Source organism: Pseudomonas sp. FP818, from assembly GCF_030687335.1.
In the GTDB taxonomy this organism is placed as follows: Bacteria; Pseudomonadota; Gammaproteobacteria; order Pseudomonadales; family Pseudomonadaceae; genus Aquipseudomonas; species Aquipseudomonas shahriarae.
This window is the reverse complement of sequence record NZ_CP117427.1, coordinates 5676711-5693605: the sequence shown is the minus strand read 5'-3', so window position 1 is coordinate 5693605 and position 16895 is coordinate 5676711. Positions and strand designations below refer to the sequence as shown.

The 16895-nt window shown below is 61.4% G+C and carries 16 protein-coding genes and 1 pseudogene; 9 read left to right on the top strand and 8 right to left on the bottom strand.

Translation table 11 applies throughout. The features are described 5' to 3' along the window. The first annotated feature begins 2 nt into the window (after positions 1-2). The 3 genes from PSH80_RS26065 to PSH80_RS26055 all read left to right on the top strand — a co-directional run bounded on the left by PSH80_RS26065 (position 3) and on the right by PSH80_RS26055 (position 2664). A complete protein-coding gene (locus tag PSH80_RS26065; protein ID WP_057440474.1) occupies positions 3-1244 on the top strand; it encodes a heme biosynthesis protein HemY in 1242 nt (413 codons plus the stop codon). Positions 1245-1479: 235 nt separating this feature from the next. Next, a complete protein-coding gene (locus tag PSH80_RS26060; protein ID WP_057440473.1) occupies positions 1480-2001 on the top strand; it encodes a disulfide bond formation protein B in 522 nt (173 codons plus the stop codon). A 204-nt stretch (positions 2002-2205) separates the two neighbouring features. Next, positions 2206-2664, top strand: a complete 459-nt coding sequence (locus PSH80_RS26055) for an Rsd/AlgQ family anti-sigma factor (RefSeq protein WP_057440472.1) — start codon at positions 2206-2208, stop codon at positions 2662-2664. Positions 2665-2719: 55 nt separating this feature from the next. Here PSH80_RS26055 and PSH80_RS26050 read toward each other — a convergent pair whose 3' ends face one another. Continuing rightward, a complete protein-coding gene (locus PSH80_RS26050) occupies positions 2720-3385 on the bottom strand; it encodes an FKBP-type peptidyl-prolyl cis-trans isomerase (RefSeq protein ID WP_305418663.1) in 666 nt (221 codons plus the stop codon). Between the two features lie 192 nt (positions 3386-3577). On the opposite strand from PSH80_RS26050, the gene PSH80_RS26045 reads away from it, so the two are divergent. Beyond that, complete coding sequence (locus PSH80_RS26045) at positions 3578-4786, top strand: AlgP family protein (RefSeq protein ID WP_305418661.1); 1209 nt, start codon at positions 3578-3580, stop codon at positions 4784-4786. Here the strand turns inward: PSH80_RS26045 and PSH80_RS26040 are convergent. Next, on the bottom strand, positions 4783-5247 hold the full coding sequence (locus tag PSH80_RS26040; RefSeq protein ID WP_198791877.1) for a TIGR02444 family protein: 465 nt from the start codon (positions 5245-5247) through the stop codon (positions 4783-4785). The two genes, PSH80_RS26045 and PSH80_RS26040, sit on opposite strands and share 4 nt — an antisense overlap. Before the next feature lie 50 nt (positions 5248-5297). Between PSH80_RS26040 and PSH80_RS26035 the strand changes: the two genes are divergently transcribed. From PSH80_RS26035 to PSH80_RS26025, 3 genes and pseudogenes are all read left to right on the top strand, one after another. After that, positions 5298-7208, top strand: coding sequence for an ATP-binding cassette domain-containing protein (locus PSH80_RS26035; protein ID WP_057960966.1), 1911 nt, complete (start codon positions 5298-5300; stop codon positions 7206-7208). After that, the gene (locus tag PSH80_RS26030; protein WP_057440468.1) at positions 7208-7777 is read left to right on the top strand and encodes a mechanosensitive ion channel family protein; all 570 of its coding nucleotides are present in this window, start codon (positions 7208-7210) and stop codon (positions 7775-7777) included. Before PSH80_RS26035 ends, PSH80_RS26030 begins: the two co-directional genes overlap by 1 nt. 71 nt (positions 7778-7848) lie before the next feature. Next, positions 7849-8482, top strand: a pseudogene (locus PSH80_RS26025) (LysE family transporter). Positions 8483-8619: 137 nt separating this feature from the next. On the opposite strand, the gene PSH80_RS26020 reads toward PSH80_RS26025, so the two are convergent. Genes PSH80_RS26020 through PSH80_RS26005 form a run of 4 tightly spaced genes read right to left on the bottom strand, consistent with a single transcriptional unit; the run spans position 8620 to position 11763 of the window. Continuing rightward, the gene (locus PSH80_RS26020) at positions 8620-9360 is read right to left on the bottom strand and encodes a hypothetical protein (RefSeq protein ID WP_057440467.1); all 741 of its coding nucleotides are present in this window, start codon (positions 9358-9360) and stop codon (positions 8620-8622) included. 3 nt (positions 9361-9363) lie between these two features. Beyond that, positions 9364-9951, bottom strand: coding sequence for a penicillin-binding protein activator LpoB (lpoB, locus tag PSH80_RS26015; protein WP_057960964.1), 588 nt, complete (start codon positions 9949-9951; stop codon positions 9364-9366). 35 nt (positions 9952-9986) lie between these two features. Beyond that, the gene (locus PSH80_RS26010; protein ID WP_029289599.1) at positions 9987-10355 is read right to left on the bottom strand and encodes a YcfL family protein; all 369 of its coding nucleotides are present in this window, start codon (positions 10353-10355) and stop codon (positions 9987-9989) included. 10 nt (positions 10356-10365) lie between these two features. After that, on the bottom strand, positions 10366-11763 hold the full coding sequence (locus PSH80_RS26005) for a COG3014 family protein (RefSeq protein WP_057440465.1): 1398 nt from the start codon (positions 11761-11763) through the stop codon (positions 10366-10368). Positions 11764-12066: 303 nt separating this feature from the next. Here PSH80_RS26005 and PSH80_RS26000 point away from each other — a divergent pair, with 303 nt between their 5' ends. Next, entirely contained in the window at positions 12067-13965 is a 1899-nt protein-coding gene (locus PSH80_RS26000; protein ID WP_120734324.1) for an FTR1 family protein, read from the top strand. A 91-nt stretch (positions 13966-14056) separates the two neighbouring features. Here PSH80_RS26000 and elbB read toward each other — a convergent pair whose 3' ends face one another. Continuing rightward, positions 14057-14722 (bottom strand): isoprenoid biosynthesis glyoxalase ElbB, encoded by a 666-nt coding sequence (gene elbB / locus PSH80_RS25995; protein ID WP_057440464.1) that lies wholly within the window; start codon positions 14720-14722, stop codon positions 14057-14059. A 114-nt stretch (positions 14723-14836) separates the two neighbouring features. Between elbB and PSH80_RS25990 the strand changes: the two genes are divergently transcribed. Next, positions 14837-16072, top strand: a complete 1236-nt coding sequence (locus PSH80_RS25990; protein WP_120734323.1) for a sterol desaturase family protein — start codon at positions 14837-14839, stop codon at positions 16070-16072. Here the strand turns inward: PSH80_RS25990 and PSH80_RS25985 are convergent. Then, positions 16053-16697 (bottom strand): DedA family protein, encoded by a 645-nt coding sequence (locus tag PSH80_RS25985; RefSeq protein WP_120734322.1) that lies wholly within the window; start codon positions 16695-16697, stop codon positions 16053-16055. The two genes, PSH80_RS25990 and PSH80_RS25985, sit on opposite strands and share 20 nt — an antisense overlap. Positions 16698-16895: the final 198 nt, after the last annotated feature.

The window sequence follows — 16895 nt, the reverse complement described above, 5'->3', positions numbered from 1 at the left end:
CGATGAAGCGTTTCTATGTGATCCTGGTGCTGGCGATTGCCCTCGCCCTGGCGCTGGCGGTAGGCATCTCGAAACACACCGGCTATGTGCTGATCACCTATCCCCATGTGCTGCATTACGAGTCTGGCCTGTGGTCGACCCTGGTGGCGGTGTTTGTCGTCGGCCTGGCGATCTATCTGCTGCGGGTGCTGCTGGGGCTGGTGACAACCTCTGGTGGCGTGGTCAATCCCTGGTCGCGCCGCAATCGCAGCCGACGCGTGCAGGTCGCCATCGAGCAAGGGCAGATGGACCTGGCGGAAGGCCGCTGGGCCAGCGCCGAGCGACACCTGCACCGTGCTGCAGAAGCCGAGCGTCAGCCGCTGCTGTATTACCTTGGCGCGGCCCGGGCCGCCAACGAGCAGGGGCGTTATGAAGAGTCCGACGGCCTGCTTGAGCGCGCCCTGGAGCGTCAGCCCCAGGCCGAATTGGCCATCGCCTTGAGCCACGCGCAGTTGCAGATGGACCGTGGCGACACCGACGCCGCCCTGGTGACTCTGCAGGCCATGCATGAACGCCATCCGCACAACGCCCAGGTATTGCGTCAACTCCAGCGCTTGCACCAGCAGCGCGGTGACTGGTCTTCGGTGATCCGCCTGTTGCCGGAACTGCGCAAGGACAAAGTGCTGCCTGCCGCCGAACTGGCAGATCTGGAGCGCCGGGCCTGGGGTGAAAACCTGAGCCTGGCGGTCCAGCGTGAAGAGCACGGTGAAGCCGGTCTGCAATCCCTTGAGCGGGCCTGGCAGCAGTTGACCTCGGCCCAGCGCCAGGAGCCCCAACTGGTGCTGGCCTATGCCGAGCAGTTGCGTCAGCTGGGCGCCGATGCCAAGGCCGAAGAGGCGTTGCGTGTGGCGCTCAAGCGCGGTTATGACAGCCACCTGATCCGGTTGTATGGCCTGTTGCGCGGTAGCGATCCGGCACGCCAGCTGAAATTCGCCGAAGGTTGGCTCAAGGATCACCCGGGGGATGCCAGCCTGTTGCTGACCTTGGGTCGGCTTTGCCTGCAAAACAGTTTGTGGGGCAAGGCGCGGGACTATCTGGAAAGCAGCCTGCAAGTGCAGCGCAACCCCGAGGCCTGCGCCGAGTTGGCGCGCTTGCTGGCGCAGTTGGGTGATACCGAGCGCAGTAATCAGCTGTTCCAGGAAGGCCTTGGGCTGCTGGATAGCCGTCTGCTGGCTTCACCGCTGCCGGTGCCTGCACGGGTTTGACGTAGGATTTTTTGAAGGGTTGGCTGGGAAACATCTGGCAGCCAGCCCTTCAAATCCCCTTGGTTAGGGGCGTTTCAGGGGCTGAGGTGGTTTCCCACACTGAGCCACGCAAAGTTACCTACCTTCTGACGGTATATCCCTGCAATCTCACGGAAGCGTCTGCTCCAGCGCGTATTGAAAGGGGTAAGGTCTTTCCTCTACCGTAACTACCTATCTCTTGCGTTGCGGATAAACAATGTCTTTGGCCCCCTCACGCTCCTTGTTCTTCCTGGCGTTCATGGCCGGTGTGCTGACGTTGGGCGCGTCTTTTTATCTGGAATATGGGGCATTGCTGCGACCTTGTTTCCTGTGCCTGATCCAGCGCAGCCTGCTGGCGGTGTTCACCCTGATCAACCTGATAGCGACGCTCCATGGCCCCAGGCGTGTGGGCATTTACCTGTATTGGGCGGCGAGCATGGGCTGTGCATTGCTCGGCGCAGTGACAGCGGTGCGCCAGGTGCTGTTGCAGAATATCCCGCCTGACCAGATGCCCAACTGCTGGCCAAGCCTGGAATACATGATCGAAAACCTGACGCTGGGGCAAGCCCTGCAACTGGCATTCAAGGGCACCGTCGACTGTGTGGAAATCAACTGGACGTTGTTCGACTTGAGCATCCCGGAATGGAGCCTGCTGTTCTTCATTGCCATGCTCATCCTGGGAGGGACGCAGTTTTCACGCCTGTTGTCCGGTCAGGGTTTGCGGTTTGTGAAGCACTGATTGGGGTTGTTGGCTCGTAGGATGGGATTAAACACTTGTATGAACTTTCTGGTCTGCGTACCTTGAAGCCATAGTCATGCGGGCATAATCTGGCCCGCACGCGTTATTGAAACAGTTTGTTCGATGCGGCGTTGTCCGGTGCCGCTTTATCCTCGAAGTGTTGCGCGGGCAAAAGCGGCACCGCCCATAAGGGAAGAGATCATCATGTTGGAAAGTTGTCAGAATGCTCAGGAACGCTGGGGTGGTGTGCATAAGCTGATCGACAGCTGGTTGAAGGCACGTCACGAATTGGTTCGAGCCTTTGATGCTCTCGGTGAGAAGCCCGAAGCGCTGGCTGAGAACCGTGGATCTCTGCAGGACTTCTGTGGTGTCTTGGTGGATTACGTCTCGGCAGGTCACTTCGGGGTCTATGAGCAATTGACCAAGGAGGCCGAGGCCTTCGACGACCAGCGTGGCCTGGACTTGGCCGAGACTATCTACCCGCGCATTGATGTCATCACCGAAAAACTCCTGGCCTTTAACGACCTTTGCGACAAAGGCAAGTGCGTTGCCGAAAAATTCAAAGAGCTGGGCGGCCTGCTCCATGAGCGCTTCGAACTGGAGGACTGCCTGATCGAAGTGCTGCACAACGCCCACAAGGAAGAGCCTGCAACCCAGGCTTGAGCCTCAGCGGCAAGACAAAAAAACGGTGCGCATGGCGCACCGTTTTTCGTTGGGTTCAGCTACCGATTGCGAGCAGCTCAATCTCGAAAACCAGTGGCGTGTAAGGCGCGATCAGCTCACCCGCACCGTCTGCGCCATAAGCTTGGGCCGATGGAATGACCAGGCGCCACTTCGCGCCAACCGGCATCTGTTGCAATGCGCTTTGCCAGCCGCTGATCACGCTGTCCAGGCGAAACCATTGGGGCTGGGCACTCTGGTCGAAAATCGTCCCATCGGGCAATCGCCCCACGTACTTCACTTGGACCCTGTCACGGGCGCCCGGCTTTTTCCCGCTGCCGGCGGCCAACTCTGTGAGCAAGATACCGTCGGCCAATTCGCGCACGCCGGCCCGGGCTTTTTCCGTGGCCATGAATTGTTGCTCGGCGGCGAGGGCCTTTTCGCTTTGCGGCACTTGGGCCTCGGCGCTGGCCTGCGCTTCGTGCTGGGCAAGAATTTGTGTGATACGTGCGTCATCCAGGGCCAGGGGCTTGCCTTGATAGGCCTGTTTGAGACCTTCGAGCAAGGCCTGGATCTGCAAGTCGGGGACTTCCTGGCGCAGGCGTTCGCCTAGGCTGGCGCCCAGGCTGTAGGCCAGATCGTGGCTGTCTTTGGACGCCGTCGGCTCAATTGCGTTGGCCACTGAAAGCGACAAACCCAGGATGAAAAAAAGGTAACGCGACATGGGTGTTCTCCAGCCGAAAGTGCGGTGGATTATGCCAGTGTGGATGGGCAAAAACCGGAGCGGTTTTTCGTTATATCAATAAGAATTTTTGTGCGGTGCAACGCAACGCATTCGATACTGTCAACATGCCCTAGCGGCGGTAAGAGCAGAGGGCTAGTATGAGCCGCACCCACGTCAGCCAGGAGGTAAACCATGTCGGCCAAACAGAAGCCTGTTAATACCCCGTTGCACTTGCTCCAACAACTCTCGGGCAGCCTGCTCGAACATTTGGAAAGTGCTTGCTCCCAAGCCTTGGCTGATGCAGAGAAATTGCTCGCCAAGCTGGAAAAACAACGCGGCAAGGCTCAAGAAAAACTGCACAAATCCCGCACTAAACTGCAAGACGCCGCGACCGCCGGCAAAGCCAAGGCGCAAACCAAAGCCAAGGGCGCCGTCAAAGAACTTGAGGACTTGCTCGATGCCCTCAAGGATCGTCAATCCGAAACCCGCACCTACATCCTTCAACTCAAGCGCGATGCCCAAGAGAGCCTGAAACTGGCGCAGGGCGTGGGTCGTGTGAAAGAAGCTGTGGCCAAAGTGTTGAGCACTCGTACACCAGCCAAGGCAGTTGCGGCCAAGGCGCCGGCCAAAGTTGCGGCCAAGCCTGCTGCTAAAAAAGCGCCTGCTAAAGCTGCTGCTGCGAAACCAGCCGCCAAGCCAGTTGCTAAAACTGCTGCTGCGAAACCAGCCGCCAAGCCAGTTGCTAAAACTGCTGCTGCGAAACCAGCCGCCAAGCCAGTTGCTAAAACTGCTGCTGCAAAACCAGCCGCCAAGCCAGCTGCTAAAACTGCTGCTGCGAAACCAGCCGCCAAGCCAGCTGCTAAAACTGCTGCTGCAAAACCAGCCGCCAAGCCAGCTGCTAAAACTGCTGCTGCGAAACCAGCCGCCAAGCCAGCTGCTAAAACTGCTGCTGCGAAACCAGCCGCCAAGCCAGCTGCTAAAGCTGCTGCTGCGAAACCAGCCGCCAAGCCAGCTGCTAAAGCTGCTGCTGCGAAACCAGCCGCCAAGCCAGCTGCTAAAACTGCTGCTGCGAAACCAGCCGCCAAGCCAGCTGCTAAAACTGCTGCTGCGAAACCAGCCGCCAAGCCAGTTGCTAAAACTGCTGCTGCAAAGCCAGCGGCCAAGCCAGCTGCCAAACCTGCTGCTGCAAAACCAGCGGCCAAGCCAGCTGCCAAACCTGCTGCTGCGAAACCAGCAGCCAAGCCGGTTGCCAAACCTGCGGCTGCCAAACCCGCGCCAGCTCCAGCAGCTGCCAAGCCAGCGACTCCTGCCGCACCGGCAGCGCCAGCCGCTACCACTGCACCGGCCAGCAGCACGCCTGCCCCGGTAGCACCAGGCACCACCCCAACCAGCGCTTCCTAAGTGCCGGTGGCCGCGGCGCGCAGCTGAAGCAGCGCGTCGTGGTCAAGGTTGGCGGCTTCGGTCGCCAGTCCTTCAAGCCATGTCTGATGCGTGGCGCGTTCTCCCGTTGGCCAAGCCTGTGCCAGCGCTTCCAGACGTAACAGCAACTGCTGTTCGGCTTCCAGCTCCAGGGCCTTGACCCGCTCGCGCAACGCTCCCAGCCCCACATCCTGCTGCGCCATGGCGCGCCATTGCTTGCGCACCCTGCGCAAGGGCTCCACAACGTCTGCCTGCCAGGGACCGGCGATTGCTCGCAGCGCCTGCACGCGTCCAGGTTCAAGTGCCACCCCGCGCTGTTCCAGCCACAGCCCGCACAACAACAGACACACATCCGCCCCTTGCTCCTGCAAGCGCAGGCAGGCATCTTCAGCGCCCGTACGGGCGTAGGTCGAGAGGGCAAAGCTCCACAGGTCAGCGCACATGTTCACACCCAAACCAGCGGCCAACGAAGCTGGTAGACTCCGCCGCCATTATGATCCGACTTCAAAGCCTAACATTACAGCGTGGCCCGCAACGTCTTCTCGAAGACGCCGAGCTGACCCTGCACGCCGGTCACAAAGCCGGCCTGATCGGTGCCAATGGCGCCGGCAAATCCACGTTGTTCGCCCTGTTGCTCGGTGAGCTGACCCCTGATTCCGGGGACTGCCTGCTGCCAGCCGACTGGCGTATCGCCCACATGCGCCAGGAGATCGACACCCTGGACCGCATCGCGATCGACTACGTGCTCGATGGCGACCTGCGTCTGCGTCAGGTGCAACACGACCTGGCCGAGGCCGAGAAAGCCCAGGACGGTGCCGCCCAGGCCCGCCTGCACTCGGAACTCGACAGTGCCGACGGCTACACCGCCGACGCCCGCGCGCGCAAAATGCTCGCCGGCCTCGGGTTCACCAACGAACAGATGGACCGCCCGGTTGCCGACTTCTCCGGTGGCTGGCGCATGCGCCTGAACCTGGCCCAGGCGCTGATGTGTCCCTCGGACCTGTTGCTGCTCGACGAACCGACCAACCACCTGGATCTGGATGCAATCCTGTGGCTGGAGGATTTCCTCAAGAGTTACCCAGGCACGTTGCTGCTGATCTCCCACGACCGGGATTTCCTCGACGCCGTGGTCGATAACATCGCCCATGTCGAACAGAAGAAAATCACCCTCTATCGCGGCGGCTACACCGCGTTCGAGCGGGCCCGTGCCGAACGCCTGGCCCAGCAACAGCAGGCCTTCGAGAAGCAGCAGGCGCAACGTGCGCATATGGAAAGCTACATCGCCCGGTTCAAGGCCCAGGCCACCAAGGCCCGTCAGGCCCAGAGCCGGATCAAGGCCCTGGAGCGCATGGAAGAGCTGTCGGCGGCCCACGTCGATTCGCCGTTCGACTTTGTGTTCCGCGAGTCAGTGAAAATCTCTAGCCCCTTGCTCGACCTCTCGGATGCCCGCCTGGGTTATGGCGACAAGACCATCCTGGAGAAGGTCAAGCTGCAGCTCACCCCGGGCGCGCGCATCGGCTTGCTCGGCCCCAACGGCGCGGGCAAGTCGACGCTGATCAAGAACCTGTCGGGCGAGCTGCAACCCCTGGCCGGACGCCTGACCCGTGGCGAGAACCTGGTGGTGGGCTACTTCGCCCAGCATCAATTGGACTCCCTCGACGCCAAGGCCAGCCCGCTGTTGCACCTGCAACGCCTGGCGCCGACCGAGCGCGAACAGACCCTGCGCGACTTCCTTGGCGGTTTCGACTTCCGTGGTGCGCGCATCGACGAGCCGGTGCTGAATTTCTCCGGCGGCGAAAAAGCCCGCCTGGCCCTGGCCCTGATCGCCTGGGACCGTCCCAACCTGCTGCTGCTCGACGAACCGACCAACCACCTGGACCTGGAAATGCGCCTGGCGCTGACCATGGCCCTGCAGGAATTCAGTGGCGCTGTGCTGGTGGTGTCTCACGACCGCCACTTGCTCAAGAGCACCACCGACAACTTCCTGCTGGTGGCCGATGGCAAGGTCGAAGAGTTTGATGGCGACCTGGACGACTACGCCCGTTGGTTGACCGACTACCGTCTGCGCAACGCGCCGGTCAGCAACACCCCGGTCAACCCGGACAAGACCGACAAAAAAGCCCAGCGCCAGGCTGCTGCGGCCCTGCGCCAGCAGTTGGCACCGCACAAACGCGAAGCCGACAAGCTTGAAGCCGAATTGGGCAAGGTCCACGAACGCCTGGCCAAGATCGAAACCAGCCTCGGCGACAGCGCGGTGTACGAAGCGGCCCGCAAGGATGAGCTGCGCGACCTGCTGGCCGAACAGGCCAAGCTCAAGGTGCGCGAAGGGCAACTGGAGGAGACCTGGATGGAAGCCCTCGAACTGCTGGAAGGCCTGCAAGCGGAGTTGGAGGCGCTGTCCTGATGGAAGCCTTGCAGCTGCCACTGCCAGCGCAATGGATCGAACCGGTGTGGGTCGGCGTGCAAATCCTGCTGATCCTGCTGGCCGGTTACCTGGCCCAGCGCTTTGTCGCCAAGGGCCTGACGCGCCTGGGTGAGCGCTATCCGTTTCCGCCGCAACTGCTGATGCCCCTGCGTGGTGGCCTGCGCTGGCTGATCATGGGCAGTGCGCTGATCTTCGTCCTTGAACGCCTGGGGGTCTCGGCCACCGTGCTGTGGACCGCGCTCTCGGGTTTTGTGGCCGTCGCGGCGGTAGCGTTCTTTGCCATGTGGTCGGTGCTGTCGAACCTGCTGTGCGCGATCCTGATCTTCACCGTTGGGCCGTTTCGCCTGGGTGATGTGGTCGAGTTGGTGGACACCGTCGACAAGCCCGGCGTCAAAGGCCGGGTGATCGCGATCAACCTGCTGTACACCACGTTGATCGAAGTGGCTGAAGCGGGCACCGACAGCGCCGTGGTGCAAGTACCCAACAGCCTGTTCTTCCAGCGCTCGGTACGCCGCTGGCGCGGTAGTGATATCAGCCCTTTACCTTAAAAATTCTCTAGCCAGCCCTCGGCCCTTGGCGTTAGCTTAGTGCTGACAACGAATTTGCTACGAGGTGTGTAATGGCGCTCGACACATGGCTGGCCTTCTTCCTGGCCAGTTGGATCATCAGTCTCTCCCCCGGCGCGGGCGCCATCGCCTCCATGTCCAGCGGCCTGCAATATGGTTTCCTGCGCGGTTACTGGAACGCCATTGGCCTGCAATTGGGCCTGGCGATGCAGATTGCCGTGGTGGCGGGCGGCCTGGGCGCCGTTCTGGCGACGTCCTCAACCGCGTTCTACGCGATCAAATGGTTTGGCGTGGCGTACCTGGTGTACCTGGCCGTCAAGCAATGGCGCGCCCTGCCCATGGACATGAGCGATGACGCGCCAGTCCGCCCGATTGGCAAGCCGCTGGCGATGATGTTCCGTGGTTTCCTGGTCAATGCCAGCAACCCCAAGGCCCTGGTGTTCATGCTGGCGGTGCTGCCGCAGTTCGTGAACCCACAGGCGCCGCTGCTGATTCAGTACCTGATCCTCGGTGCGACCATGATCGGCGTGGATATGATCGTGATGGCGGGCTACACCGGGCTGGCATCGAAGGTGCTGCGCCCTGTTGCGCACGCCCAAGCAGCAGAAACGCGTGAACCGCACGTTTGCCGGGTTGTTCGTGGGCGCTGCGGGTTTCCTCGCCAGCCTGCATCGCGCCACGGCCTGACTGAACAAGCCCAATCAAAACTGTGGGAGCTGGCTTGCCTGCGATCGCATTACCGCGGTGTATCAGTGACACCGCGGCGCTTGCATCGCAGGCAAGCCAGCTCCCACATTGGTGTGTGCTAGCCGAGCCATTGAGCTTCAGTGCAGGATTTTCGGCGCCTCATCCCTTGGCAGGTTGTTGCGCAATGCCGGCTGCCCAGGCTCCTGGTAGCCACCGCCCAGTTGCTCCTGCAGCTGGCGCGCCACATCTTCACCCAAGGTTTTCGACACTTCCTTCACCACCCGTGGCCGGCTCAGGCTGACGCGCACGTCGCGACTGTTCACCAGCTTGGTGTCCTGGCCCTCACCCATGGCGGTAAACGCCGAGGTGATTTCATAGGTGCGGGTGTTGATCAGGCTGAAGTCCGCCACGACCGCCAGTCCCAGCACCGCTGAATAGCTGTTGGTGCGATCCAGGGCGTTGATGTCCTGGGTGAAGTCGATATCCGACAAAGTACCAAACAGCACATAGTCGGCGCCCTTGAAGTGGCCGGCCTTGATCCGCTTGATCACGTCGTACACATCGCCCTTGGCCTCGCTGGTGTAGGGCGTGCCCTGGACCAACTGGAACTGGCGCGACTTGAGAATCTCCCCCTTGATATCGCCGCTGAATTTACGCAGCTCACTCTGTTCGATGTAGCTGTTGCGGCTCTCGAACTCGGTGTAGCTGGACGCACCGCTGGCGTTGTACGGGCTGGCCTGGAAGTTATTGGTCGCCGCGACGGCGTGGATGTATTCCTCCACCCGCGCCTCGTAGGCCAGGTCCGTCACCGCGATTTTCGGCGCCGCCCAGGCGCCAACGCTGCACAGCAGGGCGATGATGCCGATCCATGGACGCATGGCTTAGCGCTCCGTGGTCTTGCGGATTTCTTTTTCGTCCATCCATTCCGCCAGGCCGCTTTCGACGTCGATCAACTGCAGGCTGAACTTGTAGAACACGTCCTTGTAGTCGGCGCTGCGCTTAACGATGGAGCTGATGGAGCCTTCCAGGCGGTACTTGGCGGCAACCATGTTGCCGGTCTTGCTGACCGTGGATTTCTTGTACAGGCCGCTCTGGTTTTGCAGCTTGAGCTGGTCGACCTGGCTTTGCATATCGGTGTTGTCGCTGGCGAAGCGGGCGGTGCCGGTCTTCATCAGTTGGGTCTTAATCGAGGTGGTGATCTCGCGGGTGTCGATGTACTCGCTGGTCTTGTTCTTCACGTCATACACCTGCACCACCGGGCGGCCCTGGAGGATGCCGGACTGCGCCAGGGAGCGGGTCATGCTTTCGGCGATCATCTGCAGGTCGGTGGAACCGAACTCGTTGGTCACCAGTTCCACGGCCTTGGTGTCGCCGTAGCTGATATTTTTACCGCCGATGACCGGCGAGGTGTTGGCGCAGCCGCTGGCCAGGACGGCGACTACGGCGAGGAACGAAAAGCGTACAAACATGGGAATGTCTCTCGAAAACTGAATAGGGGGCTGGCTCAAGGCGTCTTGACTTCAAGGCGGAAGTCGGCGGCCTGGGGCAGGTTGGCGATGGCCGGCAGGAAGGTGGCCTGGTTGGCGTAGAGGTTCAGCACTTTCCAGGTTTCTTCGTCACCCACCGGGAAGCCATCGGCGCCCAGCCAGGCGAAGCGGTAATACATCATCTGGTTGCTGCTGGTGATGTTGCTCAGTTGCACCTTGGCCGTCAGGAAGCCGTTCTCGCGGGCTACCCGAATGGCGCCGACGGCGATGCCCTTGAACTTGCCCATCACCACGACTTTGCTCGCGGCGCTGCCTGGTTCCGGCGGCGGGGTGGCGCAACCGGCGAGGAAGATCAGCGCCAGGGCGCCGAGGATGAAATGACGCATAGCGTGCTCCTTAAGGTTGTTTGAGGCTGGCGACGGCCTGGGCCGGGTTGCTCGCGACCACATGGGCGGCCACGCCGCTGGTGAAGACCTGGTTGCCGACCACTCGCAAAGTGATCACCTGATGGCGTTGTTCGGCCTTGACCGTCACCAGGGTGCCGCCCAAGGCATTGGGCAGGCTCACCTGGTGCTCACCGTGCTTGAGGCGCAGGCGCGTGACCTGGGTCAGGTCCGGCAGGGTGCGCCAGGTGCGGGTATCGGCGCCTTCGGTGACGGCGGACGCGATGCCCAGCACCAGGCCGGCCATCGGGTTGGTCTGGTTGAGGTTTTTTTGCGTCACGCCGCGGCTGATGGCGCGCACGGTGGTACGCAGGATGATCCCCGGCATGTCGTCGCGCAGGGCGCGGCGCGACATTGCAGTGGTGCTGTTGAGGGGCGTGAGGTTCTGCTGCCGACCATCGACGCCGATCTGCGCAAAGGTGGCCGTCGAAGTGTCTGGCTTGATCACCGGGAACGACAGCGGTGTGATCACCCAATGCCCGTCGATAGGGATCGGCAACGGCAGGCGGATCGAGTCGCGGGCCGGCGCCAGGCCGCTCTGCACTACGATCAGCACGTCGCTTTCGTCAGCTGCCACGCGGGAGGCATCCAGGTCGAGCAGGGCCTGTTCCAGCAACGGTGTATTGGGGCGCAGTTCGGCGGCTTTGCGGTAGCCCGGCGCGGCCAGGTCCTTTTCGCCCAAGGCTTCGTAGATGAAACCGGCCAGGTAATGACTGAACGCGCTCTGGTAGCTGTTCTTCAGGCCCACCACGTCCGGCGCATCGAGACTTTCCACCGGATAGCCGCGCAGATCCTTGAACTGCGTGGCCACGCCCTGGCGCTCGGCTTCGTTTTCGCGCTTGAGGTATTCCTTGTCCCGCAGTTCGGCGATCACCGCTTCGCGTTCGTGGGTTTTCTTGATTTCGGTGCGCGCGCCGTCGAAGTCATTGACGGCCAGCAGGTTCAACGCCATCTGGGTGGTGAGCATGACTTTTTCATAGTCATACCCTTCGTAGCGCCGCACCTTGTCGTTGACCAGGAAGCTACCGAATTGCGCGAGATAGCGCTCGGTGTCGAACCTGACCGACTCTTCCCACTTGTACACCACCAGGTCTGCCCGGTGCCAAGCCGCCTGGCTGCCGGTCAGATCGCCCTTGGCCCGCAGCAACTCGCCTTTTTCGAAGTAGTAGAGAAGGTCTTTGTCTTCGCTGCTGTTGTTCTTCTCCAGCAGGGTCAGCGCGCCATCGACATTGCCGCTGGCCAACTGCTGGTTGGTGGCTTGCAGTTCAGTGTCGTAGCTGCGGAACATCGAACAGCCCGACAGCAGCGTGAGTGCCGCGAGGGCAAGGGAGGTAAAGACGCGAGATGCCATTGAGGTGCTGCTTCCCTGAGCGTAATCGGCCGAAGGGGCTGGTCGGGCCAAATAACCAAGTGCAGGAAAAACCTTTTCCCACACATCCCTCATAAAAAGAGGAGCCTAAATGCCGTTTCGCGATAACGAAGGCGGCGCATTATAGGCCTCGTTACTGGCAAAACAATGGCTTTTCCGCTGCTTTATTTGAGGGTTGGCCCCTACCTGAGCGAGTCATTTCAGCGGCCAAAGCACTAACGTCTTGAGTCAAACCGATTAACATTCGACAATGTGTTACTTCTTGTTTCCATTTGGGATTCATTCATGACTGCCCCCTCCCGTTTTCTCGCCTGGCTGTTGCTGCCGGCGTTGGTGTCGTGCAGCTTCAATCTGCTGGCTGCTACCGCAGAGGGTGCGCCCCAGGCCCTGCATTTACTGGACTACATTGGCGCTGACTATCCGCCGACGGTGGAGGCGGGCAAGGTGGTCGACGACTCCGAATACCGCGAACAGGTGGAGTTTCTCGGCGTGTTGCAGGGGCTGGTGGTAGAGCTGCCCGACAAGCCCGAGCGTGCGAGCCTGGTCAAAGGCGTCGATGAGCTGCTGGCCGCTGTCACTAACCGCCAGGATGGCAACGCGGTAGCGCGCCAGGCGCGTCAACTGGGTGCGCAACTGGCGGCCGCCTATGAGGTCAGCCAGGCGCCGGCCATTACCCCGGACCCTACGCGCGGTGCGCCGCTGTACGCCCAGCACTGTTCGGTGTGCCACGGTGACGCCGGTGCGGGCGATGGCCCGGCCGGTGTCGGTATGGCCCCACCGCCGGCCAACCTGCGCGATGCCCAGCGTCTGGACCGTCTGAGCCTCTACGGTATCTACAACACCCTGGGCCTGGGCGTCGAAGGCACCGACATGCCGTCGTTCGCCGACCAGTTGGATGACCGGCAGCGCTGGGACCTGGCCACCTATATCGCCGGCTTTACTGCCGACCCGGCCGCCGCGAAAAGCGAAAAATCCTTCAACCTGGCCGACCTGGCACGCCAGACCCCGGAAGAAGTGCTGGCCGCCGAGGGGCCGGACGCGGTCCGGGTGTTCCGCGCCCAGCGCGCCCAGCCGCCCCAGGTCCAGCGTGGCCCGGCGCAGTTGCTGGAGTACACCGCTGCCACCCTGGACAAGAGCCTGGCAGCGTTCCGCAGCGGTGAGCACGAACAGGCCTACGACCTGTCGGTAGCGGCGTACCTGGAAGGCTTCGAGCTGGTGGAAAGCTCCCTGGACAACGTCGATGCCAACGTGCGCAAGGACACCGAGAAAGCCCTGATGGCGTATCGGCAGTCGTTGCAGGATGGTTTGCCGATCGAGCAGGTCCAGCAGCGCCTGGACGTGGCCAAGGGCAAACTCACTGAAGCGGCCGGCCTGTTGGGCGGCGACGGCCTGAGCTGGTCGTTGAGCTACATCTCGGGCTTGCTGATTCTGCTGCGTGAAGGGTTGGAAGCGATTCTGGTGCTGGCGGCAATCCTGGCCTTTTTGCGTAACACCGGCCAGCAATCGGCGGTGCGCAGTGTCAACGTCGGTTGGGCCCTGGCGTTGGTCGCCGGTGCGGCGACCTGGGCCCTGGCGGCGTATGTGATTGACGTCAGCGGCGCCCAGCGTGAACTGCTCGAAGGCTGTACGGCGCTGTTTGCCAGCGTGATGGTGCTGTGGCTCGGGGTGTGGATGCACGACCGACGCCACGCGGCCGCCTGGCAGGACTACATCAAGAGCAGCCTGGTCGGCGGTGGTGGGCGTTTTGGGTTTGCGGTCCTGGCGTTCTTCTCGGTGTACCGCGAACTGTTCGAAGTGATCCTGTTCTACGAAACCCTGTGGCTGCAAGCCGGTCCTGCCGGGCATAACGCGGTACTGGCCGGTGGCGCCACGGCGCTGGTGCTGTTGATGGGCTTGGCGTGGATCATCCTGCGCGGCTCGGCGAAGCTGCCGTTGGCGCTGTTCTTCGGGATTAACGCGGCGTTGCTGTGCGCGCTGTCGGTGGTATTTGCCGGGCATGGCGTGAAGGCGTTGCAGGAAGCCGGCATCTTCGGCACCCGGCCGGTGGCGTTCTTTGACTTCGACTGGCTGGGCATCCATGCCGATGCGTATTCGTTGAGTGCCCAGGCCGTGGCGATCATTGCGATTGTGGTGCTGTACAGCCGCAGCCGGTTGGCCGATAAGCGCCGGGTGGCGGCTTCCTGAAGGTACTGGCGGTCAAATCGTGGGAGCTGGCTTGTGTGGGCGCTGGCTCCCACACAAGCCAGCTCCCACATTTTTAATCGGTGTCGCCCATTCAGTCGCTCTCGTGGGTCAGCTCCAGCACCCGGTCCACCAGCTTGTTGATCCCCGATGCCACTTCGCTGATGTTTTTGCCCAGCATATAGGCCGGCGTGCTCACCAGCTTGCGCGCCTTGTCTTCGACGATTTCGTCTACCGCGCATTCCTGGTGGGTGGCACCCATCTTGTCCAGGGCGGCCGCGGTGTCGGCGTCGTTGCCGATGGTGCAGGTCACGCCAGGGCCGTAGATTTTTGCCGCCAGGGCCGGCGAGATGCAGATCAGCCCCACGGGCTTGCCTGCTTCGGCAAAGGCTTCGGCCAGTGCCAGTACGTCCGGGTTGACGCTGCAACCGGCGCCTTCGATGGCAAAGTTCGACAGGTTCTTCGCCGCGCCAAAACCGCCGGGCACGACCAGCGCATCGAACTCTTCCACGCGGGCCTCGCGAATGTCTTTCACCTCGCCTCGGGCGATGCGCGCCGACTCCACCAATACATTGCGCGACTCGGGCATTTCTTCGCCCGTGAGGTGATTGATCACATGCAGCTGCGCGATGTCCGGGGCAAAGCACTGAACCTGAGCGCCGCGCTGATCCAGGCGCAGCAGCGTGATAACACTTTCATGGATTTCAGCGCCGTCGTACACGCCACAGCCGGAAAGGATCACTGCAATCTTTTTGCTCATGGGCATTTCTCCTGATTTATGGCGTTAAATGTCTACTTATTTGTCTCGCATTGCCATTGGGATATCCGGTCACTGGCCTAACCTTGATGTAACAATAATTGACCGGACTGGCCCATGGACTTCGTCCCTTACGCGGTACCGTTTTTCATTGCCTTGATTGTGGTCGAACTGTTGGCTGACCGTTGGCGCGGCGAGCGCAACTACCGGGTGGCTGACGCCATCAACAGCTTGAGCACCGGTGTATTGTCCACCACCACTGGGCTGCTGACCAAAGGCGTGGGCCTGCTGACCTACGCCTTCGCCCTCAAGCATTTGGCACTGTTCGAGCTGCCAACCCAGAGCGCCTGGACCTGGGTGTTCGCCTTTGTCCTCTACGACTTCTGCTACTACTGGCTGCATCGCTGCGGCCACGAGCGCAATATTCTGTGGGCGGCGCACTCGGTGCATCACCAGAGCGAGGACTATAACCTCACCACCGCCTTGCGCCAGACCAGCACGGGCTTTTTGCTGAGCTGGATCTTCTATCTGCCACTGGCTGTCGTCGGCGTGCCGCTGCTGGTGTTTATCAGCGTGGCGTCGCTCAACCTGTTGTATCAATTCTGGGTGCATACCCGCCATGTGCCCAAGCTCGGTTGGTTCGAGTGGTTTTTCGTCACCCCGTCCAATCATCGGGCCCACCATGCACAGAACGCTCTCTACATGGATCGCAACTACGGCGGGGTGTTCATTATTTGGGACCGTTTGTTTGGCTCGTTCCAGGAAGAAGACGAAAACGAGCCGGTGATCTTTGGCGTGACCACGCCTCTGGCCAGTTGGAATCCGCTGTGGGCCAACCTGCAGTTCTATGCCCAGCTGTGGAGTGATGCCCGGCGTACCGAAAGTGGGTGGGACAAACTGCGCATCTGGTTCATGCGCACCGGCTGGCGCCCGGCGGACGTCAAGGCCAAGTACCCACTGGCCAAGCCGGACTTGAGCCAGTTCCGTAAATTCGAGGTGCCCCTGGACGCGCGCCAGCAGATTTACATCGCCCTGCAATTTGCCGCGTATGTGGGGTTGGGCAGCTATTTGATGAATGTTGGCGAAGGCATGCCGACGGCTGCGCTGGTGCTGGGTTGGAGTGTGATGGCACTGGGACTGTTTACCCTGGGCGTGGCCCTGGAAAATCGCCCGTGGGCCTTGAAGGCCGAGTTGCTGCGGTTGGGGCTGAATGTGCCGCTGGTGTGGCTGGCGCCGCTGGTCGGGTTGTGGCCGGCCAGTGCGTTGGGCTGGCCGGGGCTTGCCAGCTATAGCCTGCTCAGTGTCATCGGCCTCTACTGTTGCAGGGGCCGGCTTACTCGATGGGTGTCGTAGGCTCGGGCTTTTTCAGCTCGGCCAGTTGCTCCTGCGCCAGCCGGGCTTTTTCGGTCGCGCAGTTTTCCCGGGTCAGGCGGGCGTTGCGGATGCGCCGGCGCAGCCACAAGCCCAGGCCGAGTACCAGCAAGGCACCCAACACCCACAGCTCATATTTCTTGACGCTGCCCAGCATACCTTCGAGCACAGCGCCGAAGTGGTAGGCCGCCGCGCCCAGTGCTGCTGCCCAGATCGCCGCGCCGATACCGTTGAGAAACAAGTAGCGCCCCGGCGGGTAGCCGGACAGGCCAATGGCCACGGGCATGACCGTGCGCAGGCCATAGACGAAGCGGAAACTCAGAACCCAGATATCGGGGTGTCGGCGGATATGCTCCAGTGCCCGATCGCCCAGCAGTTGCCAGCGTGGCCTGCGCGCCAACAATTTGCGCCCATGCTTGCGGCCCATGAAGTACCAGAGCTGGTCGCCGGCGTAGCTGCCGAAGAACGCCACCACCACCACCACGTTGATATCCATGTATCCGCGGAACGCAAGGAAGCCTGCGAGAACCAGGATGGTCTCACCTTCAAAGAACGTCCCCAGGAAGAGGGCAAAGTAGCCAAAGTCATTCAGAAATTGTTGGAGCATTGTCTGGGTGCTGGCGAAATGAACGCGCAGCCTACGCCTTCGTGAACATTCATGAAAGTATCGAGATGTGTCACGAAGTGAACATTTCCTACGGAAAGCATGAATGCGACTACAGGTCACATGCCGGTCGTATGAGTAAGCACAACTGTCATTCCTTCGTCATAATGGCCGCTTATAACTGTCACGCTCGCCCGTCAA